The sequence below is a fragment of the Roseovarius sp. M141 genome, assembly GCF_024355225.1.
In the GTDB taxonomy this organism is placed as follows: Bacteria; Pseudomonadota; Alphaproteobacteria; order Rhodobacterales; family Rhodobacteraceae; genus Roseovarius.
This window is the reverse complement of sequence record NZ_VCNH01000008.1, coordinates 312,410-329,923: the sequence shown is the minus strand read 5'-3', so window position 1 is coordinate 329,923 and position 17,514 is coordinate 312,410. Positions and strand designations below refer to the sequence as shown.

Genomic DNA, 17,514 nt, shown 5'->3' with positions numbered 1-17,514 from the left:
GGTCCAGTGGTGAATCTGAACAGGCAGGCCCTGGCGGCTGGTATTTATCTGGTCGCGACCCCGATAGGGGCCGCGCGCGACATCACGCTGCGCACTCTGGACATACTGGCCAGCGCCGATGTGATCGCTGCCGAGGATACACGCAGCCTGCGCAAACTGATGGATATCCACGGGATCGCGCTGGAGGGGCGCCCCCTGATCGCCTATCACGATCACAACGGCGCACAGGCCCGCCCCCGCCTGATGGCGGCGTTGGAGGCAGGAAAGTCAGTCGTTTATGCGTCCGAGGCAGGCACGCCCATGGTGGCCGATCCCGGCTTTGACCTCGCCCGCGCGGCGATTGCCGGGGGGCATGGACTGATCTCGGCGCCCGGCCCGTCGGCGGTGATTGCGGCGCTGACGCTGTCGGGGCTGCCGACGGACCGGTTTCTTTTTGCCGGGTTTCTGCCCAACACCAGCTCTGCGCGAAAAACCGCGCTTCGCACGCTGGCCCCGGTGCCCGCGACGCTGGCCTTCTATGAATCACCCAAGCGTGTCGCCGCAATGCTGCGCGATGCCGCCGAGGTTCTGGGCGCGGACCGCCCTGCTGCGGTGTGCCGCGAATTGACCAAGAAATTCGAGGAGGTCCTGCGCGGCACGCTGTCCGATCTGGCGGAGGAACTGCGAGGCAACCCGCGCAAGGGCGAAATGGTCGTGCTGATAGACAGGGCGGGGGAACTTTCTGTTAACCAGTCTGATATAGAACAGGCCCTGCGCGCTGTGATGGGTGATATGTCGGTACGCGACGCGGCGGATGCAGTGTCGCATGATCTGGGGCTGAAACGGCGTCAGGTCTATCAGATTGCCCTGCGTCTGGGTGCCGGTGACGGAGGGGCCGATGACTGAAATTCTGAATCAGCGCGATGCGGCGCGCGCACCCTCGGCGGCGCGGCGGGATCGCGGCAAGCGCGCATATAACAGCGGGCTTGCGGCCGAAGAGCGTGCCGTTGCGCTCTACACCGCCGCCGGATTGCGCCTGCTGGAAACGCGCTGGCGTGGCAAGAGTGGCGAGATTGACCTGATTTTCGCCGATGGTGACGACATCGTTTTTGCCGAGGTCAAACAGGCCCGCACCCATGACGCCGCCATCGCCAGTCTGCGCCCCGCTCAGATGCGGCGCATTCACGCCGCCGGGTCGGAGTACCTCGCGCATTGCCCCAAGGGACAGCTGACAGATGTACGGTTCGATCTGGCGGTGGTCGATGGTTCGGGGCGCTGTGATATCCTGAAAGGCGCGTTTTCGCATTTCTGAATTGCGCCCCATCTGCCCATGGCGCATGTAGGCTGGACAGCAAACCGGGGGCTATTGCCATGAAAGTTGCGTTCCAGATGGACCCGATCGGTCCGATCGATATCAACGCCGACAGCACTTTTCGCCTGGCCGAAGAGGCGCAGGCGCGCGGACATGAGCTGTTTTACTACACGCCGCAGCACCTTGCCTTTGACGAGGGACGTATCACCGCACGCGGCCAGTCGCTGAATGTGCAGCGCGTGAAGGGGGATCACGCCATTCTGGGCGAGATGCAGACCGTCGATCTGGCCGATTTCGACGTGGTCTGGCTGCGGCAGGATCCGCCATTCGACATGTTCTACATCACCACAACGCATCTGCTGGATCGCCTCGCGCCCGGCACATTGGTGGTCAATGATCCCTTCTGGGTGCGCAATTTTCCTGAAAAACTGCTGATTCTCGACTTCCCCGATCTGATGCCCCCCACGGCCATCGCGCGCGATCTGGCGACGATCCGCGCGTTTCGTGACCGGCACGGCGACATCATCCTGAAGCCGCTTTATGGCAATGGTGGCGCAGGCGTGTTTTTGCTGAAAGGTGGCGACAGCAATCTCAGCTCGCTGCACGAAATGTTTACAGGGTTCAGCCGTGAGCCGCTGATCGTGCAGAAATTCCTGCCCGACGTGTCCAAGGGTGACAAGCGCGTGATTCTCGTCGATGGCGAACCCGTGGGCGCGATCAACCGGGTGCCCGCGAAGGGTGAGACGCGATCGAACATGCATGTGGGTGGACGGCCGGAGAAGGTTGAGCTGACCGATCGGGACCGCGAGATTTGCGCCGCGATTGGCCCGCTTTTGCGCGAAAAGGGGCAGGTATTCGTGGGAATCGACGTGATTGGCCGCTACCTGACCGAAATCAACGTGACCTCGCCCACCGGTATCCAGGAGCTGGAGCGTTTTGACGGGGTCAATATTGCGGGCAAGATATGGGACGCGATCGAGGCCCGTCGCGGGTGAGCCTGCGCGCCCGGCTGCTGTGCGGCTGGCTGCGCCAGACCGAAAAGCGCATCATCGCCCGCGCGGAGCAGCCCGCGCAGCTGCGCCGTCATATGGAGCGCAGTGCGCGGCTGTTTTTCCATCCGCCAAAGGGCGTGACATTTGATGACATCACGCTGGGCGACTCGACGCTGGCGGCGACGCGCGTAACGCCGGTGGATCCGTGCGTTGGCCCGCTGATCCTGTATCTGCATGGCGGCGGGTATATTTTCGGCTCCCCGCGCACCCACCGCGCCATGATGGCGCACTTGGCGGCGCGCACGCGGCTTTGCGCCGTTCTGCCACGTTATCGGCTGGCGCCGGAGCATCCCTTTCCTGCGGCGCCCGAGGATGCGCTGACCGCGTATCGCGCTGTGATGGATCATCCGGGCGGGGTTATCCTGGGCGGCGACAGTGCGGGCGGGGGGCTGGCGCTGGCCCTTCTGGCGCAAATCGGCGGGTTGGGATTGCCGCAGCCGCTGGGCACGTTCTGTTTCTCACCTCTGACCGACATGACGTTTTCCGGGGATAGCTTTGCGGCCAACGCAAAGGCCGATCCGCTGCTGCCGGCGCATCGGGCGCGGGACATGGCGCAGATGTATTTGCGGGACGGTGACGCCGATGATCCGCGCGCGTCGCCGCTATACGCCGATTTCGCGGGGGCCGGGCCTGTGTGGCTGACCGCCGGGGATACCGAAATCCTGCTGGACGATACCCGCCGCATGGCGAAACGCCTGTTGACGCAAGGTGTCGATGTGACCTGCATCATCGAGCCGGGTCTGCCGCATGTCTGGCCATTGATGCATGCGCTGCTGCCCGAAGCGCGTCAGACGCTGTCCGGACTGGCGGGATGGATTACATCTCTTTCGCGGTTGTGATGCGGTAGCTGGCGGCCTCGGCCACATGGGGGCGACGCACTGTTTTGGACCCGTCCAGATCGGCGATGGTGCGGGCCACGCGCAGCACCCGGTGATAGCCGCGTGCCGAAAGACCGAAGCGTTCCGCCATGCGCGACAGCAAGGCACGGCCCTCTTCATCGGGTGTTGCCACCGCGTCGAGTGCGGCGCCTTCGACATCCGAGTTGAGCCGGATGTCCGGCGCGCCCTGGTAGCGCGCCATCTGCAGCGCGTGGGCTGCCGCAACACGCGCTGCCACATCGGCCGAGCTGTCGCCGGAAGAGGGCAAATCCAGATCGGCAAAGCTGACGGGGGGCACCTCGACCCGCAGATCAAAGCGGTCCATGAGCGGCCCGCTGATCCGGCCCAGGTAATCTTCGCCGCAGATCGGGGCCCGGCTACAGGCGCGACTGGGTTCGCTGAGGTAGCCGCATTTGCAAGGGTTTGCCGCAGCGATCAGCATGAAACGGCAAGGGTAGGTGACATGCGCGTTGGCGCGGGCGATCATGACTTCGCCGGTCTCGATGGGTTGGCGCAGGGTTTCCAGCACGCTGCGGGAAAATTCGGGGAATTCGTCCATGAACAGCACGCCGTTATGCGCCAGGCTGATTTCGCCGGGGGTGGCCCGGCGTCCGCCACCGACCATGGCCGCCATGGAGGCGGTGTGATGCGGCGCGCGGAAGGGGCGGGTGCGGCTGATCCCGCCCTCGTCCAGCAGACCGGCAAGCGAGTGGATCATCGAGGTTTCAAGCGCCTCGCGCGCGCTGAGCAGCGGCAGGATACCGGGCAGGCGCGCGGCCAGCATGGATTTGCCCGAACCGGGCGTGCCGACCAGCATCAGGTGATGGCGCCCGGCGGCGGCAATTTCCAGCGCGCGTTTTGCACGCTCCTGGCCTTTGACATCACGCAGATCGCGGCCCAACGGGGGCGCCACCACCTCGCCCGGCTGGGCGGGGGACAGGGGTGCCTGACCGGTATAGTGCCGCACGACGTCAGCCAGAGTCGCCGCGCCGATCACATGCGCGGCGCCGACCCAGGCCGCCTCCGCCCCTGATGCCCTGGGGCAGAGCAGTGTGCGGTCCTCCTCGGCGGCGGCCATGGCGGCGGGCAGGGCGCCGATCACGGGCATGATGGTGCCGTCCAGCGACAGCTCGCCCAGTGACGTGGTGCCCTCGATCGCGTCCTTGGGGATGATGTCCAGCGCGGCCAGCAGGGCCAAGGCGATGGGCAGGTCGAAATGGCTGCCCTCCTTGGGCAGGTCGGCGGGGCTGAGATTGACCGTGATGCGTTTGGACGGCAACGCGATCGCCATCGAGGTCAGCGCCGTGCGCACCCGGTCGCGCGCCTCGCTGACCGCCTTGTCCGGCAGGCCGACAAGGCTGAAGGTCGGCACGCCGGGCGTGACGGCGCATTGCACCTCGACATGGCGGGCCTCTACCCCCTCGAAGGCGACGGTGTAGGCGCGCGCGATCATCTCCTGCCCCTCTGGCTTTTGGTTAACGCTACGGTGACAGGGATTTAAGAATGGTTAACGAAGCCGTAGAACAATGCAGTATCAAGGCAGATAATTGATGCCCTCCGCATGCCAGCGCCTGCCGTCATGGCGCAGGGCCGTGATGGACAGGTTGTCGATGCGGTGCCCAAATGCCTGATAGGCGCTGATCCCCAGCGCGGTCTGCACCTGCGTCAGGATTGCGCCCATATGCGCCACGGCGATGATGTCGCGCCCCGGATGGGCGGCGCGCAGAGTGCCCACCGCCGCCGTCACGCGGGCGCTGGCGTCGTTCCAGGATTCGCCGTCGGGCGCAGTCAGATCACCGGGGGTTTCCCAGAAGGCGCGCAGGCGCTCGGGCTGCGGCGCGCTGTCGAAACTGGACATTTCCCACGCGCCGAAGTTGATTTCGCGCAGGCGGGGATTGTCGGGCAGGCGCAGGCGGGCGCCCTGAATGGCGGTGGCGGTATCATGTGCGCGGATGAGGTCGGACGACACCACCAGCGCATCCTGCGGCAAATGCGCCGACACGCGCGCCAGCTGCGCGGTATCGCTCAGATCGGCGGGCAGATCCGTCCAGCCGACCATCGCGCGGGCATGGGTCGGCCCGTGACGAACCCAGAAAAAGCGGCTCAAGGCAGCGTTCCCTTCAGCGTCATCGGCAGCCCGGCAGCGACAAAGACGACCAGTCCGGCCTGCTGGGCCAGTCGCTGGTTCAGCGCCCCTTGCGCGCGCTGGAACCGCCGGGCCAGCGCGTTTTCCGGCACGACGGACAGCCCGACCTCGTTCGAGACCACGACGACCGGCGCGGCGCAGGTGGCCAGCGCGTGCAGCAGGTTTGCCTCGGCTTTGGCAACGGTGGTCCCGGCCAGCATGTGATTGCTGAGCCATAGCGTCGCGCAGTCCAGCAACACCGCCTGTTCCGCACCTGCATTGGCCAGCGCCGGGCCAAGGTCCATGGGCGCCTCGACCGTATCCCAACCGTCACGCGCACGCGCCTGCCGGTGGCGCGCGATCTGAGCGCGCATCTCATCGTCATGCGCCTCGGCGGTGGCCAGATAGAGCCGCCGGTCGCTGGCGCGGCGCACCAGCCCTTCGGCAAAGCCGGATTTCCCCGAGGCCGCGCCCCCTAGCACCAATGTCAGGCTTGGCAACATATAAGTATGAACCTTTTATGATCCGAAACGTTATCTTTCTCGTAACAGCTAGCAAATCACTGAGGAAGAGCGCGCATTGGCGTGCCCAGCCGGGAGAAGATCGATGGCGTTGGATGTCCACCACACCAGCTCGATGTCGCGCAAGGCCATGAAGGCCGAATTGCTGGATGCCGAGACCGAGCTGAAACTGGCCTATGCCTGGCGCGACCAGCGCGACGAAGAGGCGCTGCACCGCCTGATTACGGCCTATATGCGGCTCGCCATATCGATGGCGTCCAAGTTCCGTCGCTACGGCGCCCCGATGAACGACCTGATCCAAGAGGCAGGTCTGGGCCTGATGAAGGCGGCGGAAAAGTTTGATCCCGATCGCGGTGTGCGGTTTTCGACCTATGCCGTCTGGTGGATCAAGGCTAGCGTGCAGGATTACGTCATGCGCAACTGGTCAATGGTGCGAACCGGCTCCACATCCTCGCAGAAATCGCTGTTCTTCAACATGCGCCGCGTTCAGGCCCGGCTGGAACGCGAGGCGATGGCGCAGGGCGCGGAACTGGACGGCTATCAACTGCGCGAGATGATCGCGCAAGTGGTGGGCGTGCCGCTGCGCGATGTGGAGATGATGCAGGGGCGGCTGTCGGGGTCCGATTTTTCGCTGAACGCCACACAAAGTTCCGATGACGAGGGTCGCGAGTGGATCGACGCGCTGCAGGACGATGCGCCGCGCGGCGATGAGCTGGTCGAGGTCGATCACGATCTGGCGGCGCTGCGCAAATGGCTGCGCGCCGCGATGGACCAGCTGAACGAGCGGGAGCGCTTTATCGTGCGCGAGCGCAAGCTGCGCGACGAGCCACGCACATTGGAGAGCCTCGGGACCGAGCTGAACCTGTCCAAGGAGCGTGTGCGCCAGCTTGAGGCGGCGGCGTTTCAGAAAATGCGCAGGACGCTGGAGGCGACCGGTACCGAAGTTCAGAGCCTTCTGACGTGAGGCTGGCCGCCATTGTTGCTGCGCTGCTGTTGGCTGGACCGGCAGCAGCGCAGGACGTTATCGTTTTGGGCGAAGTGCATGACAACCCCGCCCACCATCGCGTGCAGGCGCAGCGGGTCGCGGCGCTAAGGCCCAAGGCACTCGTGTTTGAGATGCTGACGCCCGATCACGCCGCGCGCGTATCGCCCGACCTGATAGGTGATGCCGATGCGCTGGCCGATTTGCTTGACTGGGCCAACAGTGGCTGGCCGGATTTCTCATATTATTACCCGATCTTCGCCGCGGCGCCGGACGCCGTCATGTATGGCGCGGGCGTTTCACGCGATGCTGCGCGCGGCGTGATGGAGACGGGTCTGGCGACCGCTTTTGGTGCGGGCGCCGCCGAGTACGGGCTGGATGCGCCGCTGCCCGATGACCAGCAGACGGCGCGCGAGGCGCTTCAGGCGCGCGCCCATTGCGGCGCCCTGCCGCCGGAAATGCTGCCCTCTATGGTCGACGTTCAGCGCTTGCGCGACGCCAGCCTGGCCCGCGCCGCGCGGCAGGCGTTTGACCAGACCGGCGGGCCGGTTGCCGTGATCACCGGCAACGGCCATGCGCGCATGGATTGGGGCATGCCCGCGCTGCTGGCGCTGGCCGCGCCGGATCTGGTGGTGCGCGCCCTCGGTCAGGGTGAAGATGGCATCCCGCCGGGCGGCAGTTTTGACGAGGTGACGGACGCCCCGGCGCCCGAACGGGGCGATCCCTGCGCGGTGTTCAACTAGCCGCGCCCTTGTCTTGGGCGCGGGGCGGCCCTAGTGTCGCCCCGCGCGCTTGAGGAGTATATGATGCTGGCTTCCAAACGGATTTTGCTGATCATCGGGGGGGGCATCGCCGCCTTCAAGGCGCTGGATCTGATCCGCCGTCTGCGTGAACGGGGCGCCACCGTCACGCCGGTTCTGACACGCGCCGGGGCCGAATTCGTCACGCCGCTGTCGGTGTCGGCGCTGGCGGGGCGCAAGGTGTTCACGGATCTGTTCGATCTGACCGACGAGGCCGAGATGGGCCATATCGAGCTGAGCCGCAGCGCCGATCTGATCGTCGTCGCCCCCGCCACGGCGGACCTGATGGCAAAGATGGCGCAGGGGCAGGCGGGTGATCTGGCCTCGACCCTGCTGTTGGCCACCGACACGCCGCTCCTGATCGCGCCCGCGATGAATGTGCGTATGTGGCAGCACAAGGCGACACAGCGCAATATCGATACCTTGCGTGGCGACGGCATTATGTTTGCTGGTCCCAATGACGGCGACATGGCCTGTGGTGAACATGGCCCCGGTCGCATGGCCGAACCGCTGGAGATCGTCGCCGCAATCGAGACCGCTCTGGCGGATGGGCCGCTGAAGGGGCGGCGCATTCTGGTGACGTCCGGCCCGACGCACGAGCCGATAGACCCGGTGCGCTACATCGCCAACCGATCTTCGGGCGCGCAAGGCACCGCTATTGCCCGCGCGCTGAGTGCCCTTGGCGCCGATGTTGTGTTCGTCACCGGGCCTGCGGATATCGCCCCGCCCGAGGGGGTCGATCTGCACCGCGTCGAGACCGCGCGTGAGATGCTGGCCGCCTGCGAGGCGGCGCTGCCGGTCGATGCGGCCATCTGCGCGGCGGCTGTCGCGGATTGGCGCATGGCCAGCGCCGCAATGTCCAAGATGAAAAAGACCGCAGGCGGCCTGCCGCAGTTGGAGTTTGCCGAAAACCCCGATATTCTGGCCACGCTGTCGCAGCGCACGCAAGGTCGGCCCGCCCTCGTCGTCGGTTTTGCCGCCGAAACCGACGATCTGGAGGCGAACGCAACAGCCAAGCGGTTGCGCAAGGGCTGCGACTGGATCGTCGCCAATGATGTCAGCGCGGCAACCGGCATCATGGGTGGCACCGAAAATGCCGTATTGCTGATCACGGACACCGGGACCGAGGCATGGCCGCGTATGCCGAAGGACCGCGTCGCGGCGCGTCTGGCACAGCGTATCGCAGACGCGTTGGCGCCCGAAACGCAATAGCGCATCCATGTTGCAAGTATTCTGAATGACAGCGCGTGATCGCGACCAACGCGCGTCAAGAACAAGAGTGCTCTGCCGCTGATGCGGTGTGGGCCTTGTGCGATTCTACCCGACGTGCAACTGTCGTCACGCATGTGACCGGCGATTGCAGAATTTGTGATCACGGCCAGATGCGTGTGATCACAAATAGCGGTTCTTCGGACCGTGCCTGTTGTTTTAGTCAATTTGGGGCTGGGCAAGCGCGTCTGGACAGCTAGAACAATCTGTAAGAGATTGCTTCGGTGCAGTGCACGCCCGACGCAAGTGCCAAGCAAAGGATTGAACGATATGGCAGATGTGAACCGGGGCGACCGTCCGCTTTCACCGCATATTTCCATCTACCGCCCGCAGCTGACCTCGATGACGTCGATCCTGACGCGGATCACGGGCAATGCCCTGCTGGTCACGGCGCTGCTGATCGTGTGGTGGTTCCTTGCCGCCGCAACATCGCCCGAGGCTTTCGCGACAGCGAATGGCGTTCTGACCAGCTGGTTCGGTGATCTGGTCATGGTCCTGTCGCTGCTGGGCATCTGGTATCACACGCTGGCCGGCGTCCGCCACCTGATCTGGGATACCGGATCGATGCTGGAAATCGACAAGGCGGAAATGCTGGGCTGGATCTGCATCGGTGGATCGGTCGTGCTGACCATCCTGACAATCATCATCATCTGAGGGAGCTGGCACATGCGCTATCTGACAGATCGCAAACTGGCCGAGGGGCTGGGATCGGCAAAATCGGGGGTCAAGCACCACTGGTCGATGATCCTCAGTTCGGTCGCGCTGCTGGTGCTGATCCCGCTGTTCATCTTTACCTTCGGCCCCATCCTGGGCGCGCCCCATGCCGAGGTGGTGGCCTATTTCGGACGCCCGTTCCCGGCGATCGTGGCCGCGCTGACGCTGATCGTGGGCTTTCGCCATTTCGCGGGCGGATGTCAGGTGATGATCGAGGATTATGTTCATGGGCTGGCGCGGAAGGTGACGATCCTTCTGGTGTATTGCCTATCCTATGCTGCGATGGCGGTGGGCGTTTTCGCCATTGCCCGCCTCGCCCTGTAAACAGACCGGAGTGACGACGAATGGCCGAATACCAATACGAGACGCATGATTATGACGTCGTGGTCGTCGGGGCAGGCGGTGCGGGCCTGCGCGCCACGCTGGGCATGGCCGAACAGGGGCTGCGCACCGCCTGCGTGACCAAGGTTTTTCCGACCCGCTCGCATACCGTTGCGGCGCAGGGCGGCATCGCCGCATCGCTCAGCAACATGGGGCCGGACCATTGGCAGTGGCACATGTATGACACGGTCAAGGGCTCTGACTGGCTGGGCGATACCGACGCGATGGAGTATCTGGCGCGCGAAGCGCCCAAGGCCGTCTACGAGCTAGAGCATTACGGCGTGCCGTTCTCGCGCACCGAAGAGGGCAAGATCTACCAGCGCCCCTTTGGCGGCCACACCACCGAATTTGGCGAAGGCCCCGCCGTGCAGCGCACCTGCGCCGCCGCCGATCGTACCGGCCACGCGATTCTGCACACGCTCTATGGTCAGAGCCTGAAGCAGAAGGCCGAGTTCTACATCGAATATTTTGCCATCGACCTGCTGATGTCCGATGACGGCGCCTGCACCGGTGTTGTTTGCTGGAAACTGGACGACGGCACGATGCATGTCTTCAACGCCAAGACGGTGGTTCTGGCCACCGGCGGCTACGGGCGCGCCTATTTCAGCGCCACCTCGGCGCATACCTGCACCGGCGATGGCGGTGGCATGGTGGCGCGGGCGGGCCTGCCGCTGCAGGACATGGAGTTCGTCCAGTTCCACCCCACCGGCATCTACGGCGCGGGCTGCCTGATCACCGAGGGGGCGCGCGGCGAGGGCGGCTATCTGACCAACTCCGAGGGCGAGCGGTTCATGGAGCGCTACGCGCCCCAGTACAAGGATCTGGCGCCGCGTGACTATGTCAGCCGCTCGATGACGATGGAAATCCGCGAGGGGCGCGGCGTCGGCAAGGAGGGGGATCACATCCACCTGAACCTGTCGCACCTGCCGCCCGAGGCGCTGCACCTGCGCCTGCCGGGCATTTCGGAATCTGCCCGGATTTTCGCGGGCGTCGATGTCACCAAGGAACCGATCCCGGTTCTGCCCACCGTGCACTACAACATGGGCGGCATCCCCACGAATTACTGGGGCGAGGTGCTGAACCCGACGGCGGATAACCCGACCGCCACGGTTCCCGGCCTGATGGCCGTGGGCGAGGCGGGTTGCGCATCGGTGCATGGGGCGAATCGCCTTGGCTCGAATTCGCTGATCGACCTTGTGGTGTTCGGCCGCGCCGCTGCGATTCGCGCCGGCAAGGTCGTGGACCGCGATGCCGCCATTCCCGCCACCGACAAGGTCGGCGTTGACAAGGCATTCGAGCGTTTCGACAGCATTCGCAACGCAGATGGCGGCACCCCCACCGCCGAGCTGCGCATGGAAATGCAGAAAACCATGCAGGCGGACGCCGCCGTGTTCCGCACGTCGAAAACGCTGGCCGAGGGCGTCGAGAAGATGAAGGTCATCGCGGCCAAGCTGGACGATCTGCACGTCACCGACCGCAGCCTGGTGTGGAATACCGACCTGATGGAATCGTTGGAACTGACGAACCTGATGCCCAACGCGCTGGCCACAATCAACGGCGCCGAGGCCCGCCAAGAGAGCCGCGGTGCCCACGCGCACGAGGATTTCTCCACGCGCGACGACGAAAACTGGCGCGTCCACACGATCGCGCGGGTGCATGGCACCACCGTCGATCTCAGCTATCGCCCGATCATCGAGACCCCGCTGACGACCGAGGCCGAGGGCGGCATTTCGTTGAAGAAGATCGCGCCGAAAGAGCGCACGTTCTGATGAAGGCGCTGGCCATATTGGGCCTCGGCGCGATGGTGCTGACCGGCTGCGCGACGGCCAATGACATGGCCGACGATCTGGCGCGGGGCCGGGCCAAGGCCGTGGTCAACGGCTATGTCGGGGACAGGTATCCGGGCCTGAACTCGGCGCCGATCACAGATTGCATCATCGATGCGGCGGATGCCCGCGAGATCCTGCAAATCGCCAGCGCCACGGTGACGGGCCTTGATGCGGGAACGGCCGAACAGATCAGCCGGATCGCCCGGCGTCCCGAAGCCTTGCAATGCATTGCCCAAAACGGCCTGAGCCTTTTGGGTTGAGAGGAGTAGAAGATGGTTCAACTCACACTGCCGAAAAACAGCCGCATGGTGACGGGCAAGACGTGGCCCAAACCCGAGGGCGCCACCAACCTGCGCAAGTTCAGCATTTACCGCTGGACGCCCGATGACGGCAAAAATCCGCGCGTCGACACCTATTTCGTCGACATGGACGATTGCGGTCCGATGGTTCTGGATGCGCTGATCAAGATCAAGACCGACATCGACCCGACATTGTCGTTCCGCCGGTCCTGCCGCGAGGGGATCTGCGGCAGCTGCTCGATGAATATCGGCGGGATCAACACGCTGGCCTGCATCTATGGCATGGATGAGGTGAAGGGCGATGTGAAAATCTACCCGCTGCCGCATATGCCGGTCGTGCGTGACCTGATCACCGATCTGTCGCATTTCTACGCGCAGCACGCCAGCATCCAGCCGTGGCTGGAGACACAAACCAACGCCCCCGCCAAAGAGTGGAAGCAGTCGATCGAGGACCGCGAGAAGCTGGATGGCCTCTATGAATGCGTGATGTGCGCCTGCTGTTCGACCGCGTGCCCCAGCTATTGGTGGAACGGCGACAAGTATCTGGGACCGGCGGCCCTGTTGCACGCGTATCGCTGGATCATTGATTCTCGGGACGAAAATACCGGCGAGCGGCTGGACGATCTGGAGGATCCGTTCAAATTATACCGCTGCCACACGATCATGAACTGCACCAAGACCTGCCCCAAGGGGCTGAACCCCGCCAAGGCGATCGCGAACATCAAAAAGATGATGGTAGAACGCGCAGTTTGATCCTGAAGTGACGCAAACAGTATGGCACGCCGTATCGCGGCCTGCTTTTCTGTGCCATGGTCATAGACCTTGTGAACAATCTGCGCACCCGGCAGTTGACTGCTGGGAAAATAAGTTAAACACTGGGAATGTCAGAGTGGGGAATCGTCATGGGCGCAGATCAAGGTAGTGGTGTATGGAAATCCGGGCGCGGCAAAGGTCGCGTTACGCCCAAGGGCCGTCAGCTTGACGATCAGGCCTGGAGCGAAGTTCAGGCGCTTCTGGACGGGCGTGACATCCGGCGTGACCATCTGATTGAGTATTTGCACTTGATTCAGGACAAATTCGGCCACCTGTCGGCCGCGCATCTGCGCGCTCTGGCCCAGGAGATGCGTCTGGGCATGGCTGAAGTCTACGAAGTCGCAACCTTCTACGCGCATTTCGACGTGGTCAAGGAAGGCGAAACACCCCCCCCCGCGCTGACGATCCGGGTCTGCGATTCGCTCAGCTGCGAACTGGCGGGCGCACAGGAATTGAAGGCGGCGCTGGAAAAGGGACTGGACCCTGCCGAGGTGCGCGTGCTGCGGGCGCCCTGCATGGGGCGCTGCGATACCGCGCCGGTTCTGGAACTGGGCCATGCCCATATCGACCACGCCACTCCCGAAAAGGTAAACGCGGCGATTGCCGCCGGTGATACTCACCCCCATATTCCCGATTACGAAACGTTCGAGACCTATCGCGCCGATGGTGGCTACGAAGTGCTGGCGCAGCTGCGCAAGGACGGCAATTTCGAGACGCTCCAGCAGACGTTGCTGGATGGCGGCCTGCGCGGCCTTGGCGGCGCTGGATTCCCGTCAGGCAGGAAGTGGGGCTTTGTCCGCGACGCCCCCGCTCCGCGCTATCTTGCCGTGAATGGCGACGAGGGCGAGCCGGGTACGTTCAAGGATCGCTATTATCTGGAACGCACGCCGCACCCCTTCCTGGAGGGGATGCTGATCGCGGCCTGGGCCGTCGAGGCGCAGACCTGTTTCATCTACATGCGTGATGAATATCCCGCCGTGCTGGAAATCCTTGCCCGCGAAATCGCGGCGCTCGAAGATGCGGGGATCGTGACCAAAGGGTATATCGAAGTGCGCCGCGGTGCCGGCGCCTATATCTGCGGCGAAGAAAGCGCGATGATCGAATCCATCGAAGGCAAGCGCGGCATCCCGCGCCACCGCCCGCCCTTTGTGGCGCAGGTCGGCGTGTTTGACCGCCCGACGCTGGTGAACAACATCGAAACCCTGCACTGGGTCACGCGCATCCTGCGCGAGGGCGGCGAGATCCTGTCGGGCGTTGAAAAGAACGGCCGCAAGGGTATGCGCAGTTATTCGGTTTCGGGGCGCGTCAAAAATCCCGGCGTGCATCTGCTGCCTGCCGGATCGACGATAACCGATATCATCGAGGCCGCCGATGGCATGCTGGACGGGCACGCCTTCAAGGCGTATCAGCCGGGCGGACCGTCCTCGGGGCTGCTACCCGCGTCGATGAGCGATATTCCGCTGGATTTCGACACGCTGCAACCGCACGGCACCTTTATCGGATCCGCTGCCGTGGTTGTTCTCAGCGACAAGGACAGCGCCAAACAGGCGGCGCTGAACATGCTGCGGTTTTTCGAGGATGAGAGCTGCGGCCAGTGTACCCCCTGCCGGGTGGGCTGCGAAAAGGCCGTCAAGCTGATGGAAGCTGACACGTGGGACCAGCCCTTGCTGGACGAACTGTGCACAGCCATGGTCGATGCGTCTATCTGCGGTCTGGGACAGGCGGCTCCGAATCCGATACTCTCGACGATGAAGCATTTCCCGGAGGAAATCTGATGCTCGACACCACAACGGAGACAGTCACTTTCACGCTCGACGGCGCCGAAGTTACCGCACCCAAGGGCCTGACGATCTGGGAAATCAGCCATGGCCGTGGCCTGATCATCCCGAACCTGTGTCACAAGCCGCAGCCGGGCTATCGCCCGGATGGCAACTGCCGCGCCTGTATGGTCGAGATCGAGGGCGAGCGCGTGCTGGCTGCCTCTTGCATCCGCGAGCCGGGCGATGGGATGGTGGTCAAGACCGACACCGCCCGCGCCAAGCAGGCCCGCAAGATGGTGATGGAAATGCTGGTCGCCGACCAGCCTGAGCAGGATGTCGCGCACGATAAATCCAGCCACCTTTGGGATATGGCCGCGATGCAGGGCGTCGAGGCCAGCCGCTTTCCCAAACTGGAAGACGGGCGCATCCCGCTACTGGACGACAGCCACGTCGCGATGAGCGTCAATCTGGATGCCTGCATCCAGTGCGGCCTGTGCGTGCGCGCCTGCCGCGAGGTTCAGGTGAATGACGTGATCGGCATGGCGGGTCGCGGGCATGACGCCTACCCGGTGTTCGATTTCGACGATCCCATGGGCGAATCAACCTGCGTCGCCTGTGGTGAGTGCGTTCAGGCCTGCCCCACCGGCGCGCTGATGCCGTCGAGTGTGGTTGACGAGAACCAGGTCGGTGACAGCGCCGATTTCGACTCTGAGACCAAGAGCATCTGCCCGTTCTGCGGTGTTGGCTGCCAGATTTCGCTGAAGGTCAAGGATGGCAAGGTCAAGTATGTCGAGGGCATCAACGGCCCCGCAAACGAGGGGCGGCTGTGCGTCAAGGGGCGCTTTGGCTTTGACTACATCCACCACCCCCACCGTATGACCAAGCCGCTGATCCGCCGCGATGATGCCCCCGCCAAGGGGCTGAACGTCGACCCCGGCAACTGGAGCACGCATTTCCGCGAGGCAAGCTGGGACGAGGCGCTGGATTTCGCCGCGAACGGCCTGAAGGGCCGCGGGCGCGAAGTGGCTGGTTTCGGCAGCGCCAAATGCACCAACGAAGAGGCGTATCTGTTCCAGAAACTGATCCGTCAGGGCTTTGGTCATAACAACGTCGACCACTGCACGCGGCTGTGCCATGCGTCGTCGGTGTCCGCGCTGATTGAAAACGTCGGATCGGGAGCGGTTACCGCGACCTTTAACGAGATCGAAAATGCCGATGTCGCCATCATCATCGGCGCCAACCCGATCGAGAACCATCCCGTTGCGGCCACCTATTTCAAGCAGTTCACCAAACGCGGTGGCAAGCTGATCGTGATGGATCCGCGCGGCGTGGGCATGAAGCGTTTCGCCACCCACATGCTGCAATTCCGCCCCGGCGCGGATGTCAGCATGCTGAACGCGATCATGCATACGATCGTCGAGGAAAACCTGTACGATCAGCAATATATCGACGCCTATACCGAGAACTGGGAGGCGGAAAAGGCCCATCTGGCCGATTTCAGCCCCGAGAAAATGGAAGGTATCTGCGGCATCCCGGCGGATGAGTTGCGCGAGGTCGCGCGCACCTTTGCGGGCGCGAAATCTGCGATGATCTTCTGGGGAATGGGCGTTTCGCAGCACATCCACGGCACGGACAATTCGCGCTGCCTGATTTCGCTGGCTCTGATGTGCGGTCAGGTCGGGCGCCCCGGTGCCGGACTGCACCCGCTGCGCGGCCAGAACAACGTGCAGGGCGCGTCCGACGCGGGCCTCGTGCCGATGTTCCTGCCCGACTATCAGAGCGTGACGGATGACGGCGTGCGCCGCGCGTTCACCGAGGTCTGGGAAAGCGGCGATTTCAGCGCTGAAAAGGGCCTGACCGTGACCGAGATCATGGATGCGGTCCATGATGGCGACATCAAGGCGATGTATATTCTGGGCGAAAACCCGGCCATGTCCGACCCCGACGTCGAACATGCCCGTGACGCGCTGGCCAAGCTGGATCATCTGGTCGTGCAGGATATTTTCCTGACCGAAACGGCGAACTATGCCGATGTGATCCTGCCCGCCTCGGCCTTTGCGGAAAAATCGGGGACGGTTACCAATACCAACCGTCAGGTGCAGATCGCCCGCCCCGCCGTGCCGCCGATGGGCGACGCGCGCGAGGATTGGAAGATCACCATCGATCTGGCCAACCGTCTGGGTCTGGGCTGGTCCTATGACACGCCCGCCGATATTTTTGCCGAGATGAAGCTGAACATGCGCAGCTTTGACAACATCACGTGGGAACGGCTGGAAAACGAGGGCGCGGTGACCTATCCGTCGCTGTCGCCGACGGACCCCGGTCAGCCCATCGTGTTTGGCGACGGCTTCCCTCGGCCCGAGGGGCGCGCGCGATTCACGCCTGCATCGGTCATCGCACCGGACGACGTGCCGGACGCGGAATATCCGATGATCCTGACCACGGGCCGCCAGCTGGAACATTGGCACACCGGGTCCATGACGCGCCGGTCCAGCGTTCTGGACGCTGTCGAGCCCGAGGCGAACTGCTCGCTGCACCCGTCGACCCTGCGCAAGCTGGGCGTCGAGCCGGGCGAGCATGTGAGACTGACCACCAAGCGTGGCAGCATCAGCATCATGGCGCGGGCCGACCGCGCCGTGGCCCCCGACATGGTGTTCCTGCCCTTTGCCTTTGTCGAAGCGGCAGCCAACATCCTGACCAACCCGGCCATCGACCCTTATGGCAAGATCCCAGAGTTCAAGTTCTCTGCCGTTAAGGTCGAAGCGGACAACACCTCATCCGTCGCTGCTGAGTGACGAAC

General features: G+C 64.0%; 17 protein-coding genes. 14 read left to right on the top strand and 3 right to left on the bottom strand.

The window, feature by feature from the left end; genetic code table 11:
* Positions 1–6 precede the first annotated feature (6 nt).
* The 4 genes from rsmI to FGD77_RS05700 are packed head-to-tail and all read left to right on the top strand — an operon-like array spanning position 7 to position 3,182.
* Positions 7–885 carry a 16S rRNA (cytidine(1402)-2'-O)-methyltransferase gene (rsmI, locus tag FGD77_RS05715; RefSeq protein ID WP_255007295.1) on the top strand — a complete coding sequence of 293 codons (879 nt, stop codon included), beginning with the start codon at positions 7–9 and terminating at the stop codon, positions 883–885.
* Positions 878–1,291, top strand: a complete 414-nt coding sequence (locus tag FGD77_RS05710; RefSeq protein WP_255007293.1) for a YraN family protein — start codon at positions 878–880, stop codon at positions 1,289–1,291. The genes rsmI and FGD77_RS05710 overlap by 8 nt, the downstream gene beginning before the upstream one ends.
* A 59-nt stretch (positions 1,292–1,350) precedes the next feature.
* Positions 1,351–2,286: a glutathione synthase gene (gene gshB, locus FGD77_RS05705; RefSeq protein WP_255007290.1), complete on the top strand. Its 936-nt coding sequence runs from the start codon at positions 1,351–1,353 to the stop codon at positions 2,284–2,286.
* Complete coding sequence (locus FGD77_RS05700) at positions 2,283–3,182, top strand: alpha/beta hydrolase (RefSeq protein ID WP_255007287.1); 900 nt, start codon at positions 2,283–2,285, stop codon at positions 3,180–3,182. Before gshB ends, FGD77_RS05700 begins: the two co-directional genes overlap by 4 nt.
* Here the strand turns inward: FGD77_RS05700 and FGD77_RS05695 are convergent.
* From FGD77_RS05695 to cobU, 3 genes are all read right to left on the bottom strand, one after another.
* Positions 3,160–4,674 carry a YifB family Mg chelatase-like AAA ATPase gene (locus FGD77_RS05695; RefSeq protein WP_255007285.1) on the bottom strand — a complete coding sequence of 505 codons (1,515 nt, stop codon included), beginning with the start codon at positions 4,672–4,674 and terminating at the stop codon, positions 3,160–3,162. The genes FGD77_RS05700 and FGD77_RS05695 overlap by 23 nt on opposite strands.
* An 81-nt stretch (positions 4,675–4,755) precedes the next feature.
* Positions 4,756–5,328, bottom strand: coding sequence for a histidine phosphatase family protein (locus FGD77_RS05690; RefSeq protein ID WP_255007283.1), 573 nt, complete (start codon positions 5,326–5,328; stop codon positions 4,756–4,758).
* Positions 5,325–5,849, bottom strand: coding sequence for a bifunctional adenosylcobinamide kinase/adenosylcobinamide-phosphate guanylyltransferase (cobU, locus tag FGD77_RS05685; RefSeq protein WP_255007280.1), 525 nt, complete (start codon positions 5,847–5,849; stop codon positions 5,325–5,327). The genes FGD77_RS05690 and cobU overlap by 4 nt, the downstream gene beginning before the upstream one ends.
* A 103-nt stretch (positions 5,850–5,952) precedes the next feature.
* Here cobU and FGD77_RS05680 point away from each other — a divergent pair, with 103 nt between their 5' ends.
* From FGD77_RS05680 to fdhF, 10 genes are all read left to right on the top strand, one after another.
* A complete protein-coding gene (locus tag FGD77_RS05680) occupies positions 5,953–6,831 on the top strand; it encodes an RNA polymerase factor sigma-32 (RefSeq protein ID WP_255007279.1) in 879 nt (292 codons plus the stop codon).
* On the top strand, positions 6,828–7,592 hold the full coding sequence (locus FGD77_RS05675; protein ID WP_369682706.1) for a ChaN family lipoprotein: 765 nt from the start codon (positions 6,828–6,830) through the stop codon (positions 7,590–7,592). The genes FGD77_RS05680 and FGD77_RS05675 overlap by 4 nt, the downstream gene beginning before the upstream one ends.
* Positions 7,593–7,655: 63 nt before the next feature.
* Positions 7,656–8,861 carry a bifunctional phosphopantothenoylcysteine decarboxylase/phosphopantothenate--cysteine ligase CoaBC gene (coaBC, locus tag FGD77_RS05670; protein ID WP_255007277.1) on the top strand — a complete coding sequence of 402 codons (1,206 nt, stop codon included), beginning with the start codon at positions 7,656–7,658 and terminating at the stop codon, positions 8,859–8,861.
* A 327-nt stretch (positions 8,862–9,188) separates the two neighbouring features.
* Complete coding sequence (sdhC, locus tag FGD77_RS05665; RefSeq protein ID WP_255007274.1) at positions 9,189–9,572, top strand: succinate dehydrogenase, cytochrome b556 subunit; 384 nt, start codon at positions 9,189–9,191, stop codon at positions 9,570–9,572.
* A 12-nt stretch (positions 9,573–9,584) separates the two neighbouring features.
* Positions 9,585–9,956, top strand: coding sequence for a succinate dehydrogenase, hydrophobic membrane anchor protein (gene sdhD, locus FGD77_RS05660; protein WP_255007271.1), 372 nt, complete (start codon positions 9,585–9,587; stop codon positions 9,954–9,956).
* A 20-nt stretch (positions 9,957–9,976) separates the two neighbouring features.
* Complete coding sequence (gene sdhA / locus FGD77_RS05655; RefSeq protein ID WP_255007269.1) at positions 9,977–11,782, top strand: succinate dehydrogenase flavoprotein subunit; 1,806 nt, start codon at positions 9,977–9,979, stop codon at positions 11,780–11,782.
* Positions 11,782–12,102 (top strand): succinate dehydrogenase, encoded by a 321-nt coding sequence (locus FGD77_RS05650; RefSeq protein ID WP_255007267.1) that lies wholly within the window; start codon positions 11,782–11,784, stop codon positions 12,100–12,102. Before sdhA ends, FGD77_RS05650 begins: the two co-directional genes overlap by 1 nt.
* 12 nt (positions 12,103–12,114) lie before the next feature.
* Positions 12,115–12,894, top strand: coding sequence for a succinate dehydrogenase iron-sulfur subunit (locus tag FGD77_RS05645; RefSeq protein WP_255007265.1), 780 nt, complete (start codon positions 12,115–12,117; stop codon positions 12,892–12,894).
* Positions 12,895–13,043: 149 nt separating this feature from the next.
* Entirely contained in the window at positions 13,044–14,729 is a 1,686-nt protein-coding gene (locus FGD77_RS05640) for an NAD(P)H-dependent oxidoreductase subunit E (protein ID WP_255007262.1), read from the top strand.
* Positions 14,729–17,509, top strand: coding sequence for a formate dehydrogenase subunit alpha (gene fdhF, locus FGD77_RS05635; RefSeq protein WP_255007260.1), 2,781 nt, complete (start codon positions 14,729–14,731; stop codon positions 17,507–17,509). Before FGD77_RS05640 ends, fdhF begins: the two co-directional genes overlap by 1 nt.
* Positions 17,510–17,514 lie beyond the last annotated feature (5 nt).

What these genes read in the sequence shown, in the direction of transcription:
- FGD77_RS05695 (WP_255007285.1), bottom strand. Translation starts at nt 4,674, where the DNA reads ATGATCGCGCGCGCCTACACCGTCGCCTTCGAGGGGGTAGAGGCCCGC.
- sdhA (WP_255007269.1), top strand. Translation starts at nt 9,977, where the DNA reads ATGGCCGAATACCAATACGAGACGCATGATTATGACGTCGTGGTCGTC.
- cobU (WP_255007280.1), bottom strand. Translation starts at nt 5,849, where the DNA reads ATGTTGCCAAGCCTGACATTGGTGCTAGGGGGCGCGGCCTCGGGGAAA.
- FGD77_RS05640 (WP_255007262.1), top strand. Translation starts at nt 13,044, where the DNA reads ATGGGCGCAGATCAAGGTAGTGGTGTATGGAAATCCGGGCGCGGCAAA.
- FGD77_RS05645 (WP_255007265.1), top strand. Translation starts at nt 12,115, where the DNA reads ATGGTTCAACTCACACTGCCGAAAAACAGCCGCATGGTGACGGGCAAG.
- FGD77_RS05680 (WP_255007279.1), top strand. Translation starts at nt 5,953, where the DNA reads ATGGCGTTGGATGTCCACCACACCAGCTCGATGTCGCGCAAGGCCATG.
- FGD77_RS05650 (WP_255007267.1), top strand. Translation starts at nt 11,782, where the DNA reads ATGAAGGCGCTGGCCATATTGGGCCTCGGCGCGATGGTGCTGACCGGC.
- sdhD (WP_255007271.1), top strand. Translation starts at nt 9,585, where the DNA reads ATGCGCTATCTGACAGATCGCAAACTGGCCGAGGGGCTGGGATCGGCA.
- coaBC (WP_255007277.1), top strand. Translation starts at nt 7,656, where the DNA reads ATGCTGGCTTCCAAACGGATTTTGCTGATCATCGGGGGGGGCATCGCC.
- gshB (WP_255007290.1), top strand. Translation starts at nt 1,351, where the DNA reads ATGAAAGTTGCGTTCCAGATGGACCCGATCGGTCCGATCGATATCAAC.
- FGD77_RS05710 (WP_255007293.1), top strand. Translation starts at nt 878, where the DNA reads ATGACTGAAATTCTGAATCAGCGCGATGCGGCGCGCGCACCCTCGGCG.
- sdhC (WP_255007274.1), top strand. Translation starts at nt 9,189, where the DNA reads ATGGCAGATGTGAACCGGGGCGACCGTCCGCTTTCACCGCATATTTCC.
- fdhF (WP_255007260.1), top strand. Translation starts at nt 14,729, where the DNA reads ATGCTCGACACCACAACGGAGACAGTCACTTTCACGCTCGACGGCGCC.